The organism is Gordonibacter pamelaeae 7-10-1-b (assembly GCF_000210055.1).
GTDB lineage: Bacteria > Actinomycetota > Coriobacteriia > Coriobacteriales > Eggerthellaceae > Gordonibacter > Gordonibacter pamelaeae.
The window spans coordinates 3,432,020-3,434,566 of the sequence record NC_021021.1; the positions used below are offsets into that span (position 1 = coordinate 3,432,020).

A 2,547-nucleotide genomic window follows, 5' to 3' on the forward strand; every position below is an offset into this window, starting at 1 on the left:
CCGACGCGCAGATCGCGGCGGCGCAGCAGCAGCTCGACGAGGCGGCGGCGCAGATAGCGAGCGGGCGCTCGCAGCTCGAGCAGGGCAGGGCCGACTACGAGGGCGGTCTGGCCGAGTACGAGCGCCAGAAGGCCGACGCCGACGCGCAGTTCGCCGATGCCGAGCGTCAGATTGCCGACGCGCAGCAGAAGATCGACGACTTGGAGAACCCGTCGTGGCTCGTCATGGACCGCGACCAGAACTACGGCGTGGCGAGCTTCGAGTCCGACGCGAACCGCGTGGACTCCATCGCGCAGGTGTTCCCGTTCATCTTCTTCCTCGTGGCGGCTCTCGTGGCGCTCACCACCATGACGCGCATGGTGGAGGAGGAGCGCGTGCTCATCGGCACGTTCAAGGCGCTCGGGTACAGCCGCGCGCGCATCGCCTCGAAGTACCTGCTGTACGCCGCCGTGGCCAGCGTGACGGGAAGCGTGCTGGGCATCGCGGTGCTCTCGCAGGTGCTGCCCGCCGTGATCTCCGAGGCCTACGCCATCATCTACTTCGTGCCGAGGGGGCCGCTGCCCATCGATCTTGGGCTCGCGGGGTTGGCGGCCGGTCTCGGCGTGGGCGTGACGCTCGTCGCCACCTGGGCGGCCGCGTTCGCCACGCTGCGCGAGCGGCCGGCCACGCTCATGCTGCCGCGCGCGCCGAAAGCCGGCAAGCGCATCCTGCTCGAGCGCATCGCCCCGCTATGGCGGCGGCTGTCGTTCTCGTGGAAGGTCACGTTCCGCAACCTGTTCCGCTACAAGAAGCGGTTCGTGATGACGGTCATCGGCATCGCCGGCTGCACGGCGCTCTTGCTCACGGGCCTGGGCCTGCAGGACGCCATCAACGACATCATCGACAAGCAGTACGGCGAGATCGTGCACTACAACGCCGTCGTGACCACGGAGGACGACCTGCCGGCCGCGTCGCAGCAGGAGCTGGACGACCTGCTGGGCGCAGGCGGCGCCGTGGAGTCCTCCACGCGCGTGCAGAGCGCGAGCATGGTGGCCAGCGGGCCGGACAAGGCCGACGTTCATGCGTCCGTGGTGGTGCCCGAGGACCCGGGCGGCCTTGCCGACTTCCTCACCGTGCGCACGCGCGTGGGGCATGAGCCACTGTCCATCGGCGATGACGGCGTGGTGCTGGCCGAGAAGCTGGCGAACGAGCTGGGAGTGGGCGTGGGCGACACGGTGCGCCTGGCCGAGCAGGACGAGATGGGCAACGCCACGGACAAGACGTTCGACCTCACGGTCACGGGCGTCATGGAGAACTACATCTACAACTACGTGTTCATCGGCCCGGGCGAGTACGCGCGCATGGAGGGCGGCCAGCCGGCATTCTCCACGTACTACGCCGTGACGAGCTCCGACGCCGGGGAGCGCGCGCAGTTCAACGATGCGGTGCGCGCCATCGATGGGGTGAAGACCGTGGCCTACAACGACGAGGTGATCGACGCGTACAAGTCCATGCTCAAGAGCGTGGGGCTCATCGTGATCGTGCTCGTGGTGGCTGCGGCGGCGCTCGCGTTCATCGTGCTGTACAACCTCACGAACATCAACATCACCGAGCGGCAGCGCGAGATAGCCACGCTCAAGGTGCTGGGCTTCACGCCGCGCGAGGTGAGCGCCTACATCTACCGCGAGACCATGCTGTTGTCGGTCATCGGGTGCGCGGTCGGGCTCGTGCTCGGCGTTTTCATGGAGGGCTTCGTGGTGGTGACGGCGGAAGTGGACCAGGTGATGTTCGGCCGCACCATCCATGCGGCGAGCTTCGTGATAGCGTTTCTGCTCACCATGCTGTTCACCGTGCTGGTGATGCTGGCCATGAGGCGCAAGCTCGCGCGGGTCGACATGGTGGAGAGCCTGAAGTCCAACGAGTAATCCTTCCTGGAGCGCCTTGGGGCGGCGCTTGCTGCTCGGGCAGTCCTGGCTCGCACGAACGCCCCGCTGGGGCGTTCGGCTCGTGCGGAACTCGCATCAAGCGCCGCCCCGAGGCGCTCTCCGTAAGCGCGACCCGCTTGACGTTCGGCAGGTGAGAGGGGGGCGACCTGCGCGGGGGTGCTTGCTGCGGGGCTCATTCTTGGAAACTTCTTCCGCAAAACTACTTTGGGAGCAAAACCGCAGGTCGTGGAAATGAATCAGACCATAGGTATTACGGCTTTTCAACTATTTAAGCGCTTATAGGGGATGCTCGGCCCCGGTACTGAACGCTAGAGTAGTCTGCGAGAGGTCGAGTTCGCTTCGAGGATCGGCCCGGCGCAAGCCCCCCTGCACGCTCCGGGCCGATCCTCGAAGACCACGCAAGCCCGAGCAGGGCCCGGGGTTTCGCGACGGACCGATCGGACCATAAAAGAGAAAGGATCTCCTCATGTGCTTCAGACCAGCAGCGGTTGACCTGAACGGCCCCATCAAGTGCCCCAAGTGCGGCGCGGAAGTGGACCCCAGCCTGGACGCGTGCCCGAGCTGCGGCGCCAAGGCGACGAAGGCCCCCGGCATGCCCGGCGCCCCGGGTGCTCCCGGCGTG

1 protein-coding gene is annotated in these 2,547 nt (G+C 66.8%); it reads left to right on the forward strand.

Features of this window, described 5'->3' with window-relative positions; genetic code table 11:
- Window positions 1-1,904, forward strand: a 1,904-nt coding sequence (locus GPA_RS15795) for an FtsX-like permease family protein (RefSeq protein WP_041239802.1), incomplete at its 5' end; no start/stop codon positions are given.
- Between the last annotated feature and the right edge of the window lie 643 nt (window positions 1,905-2,547).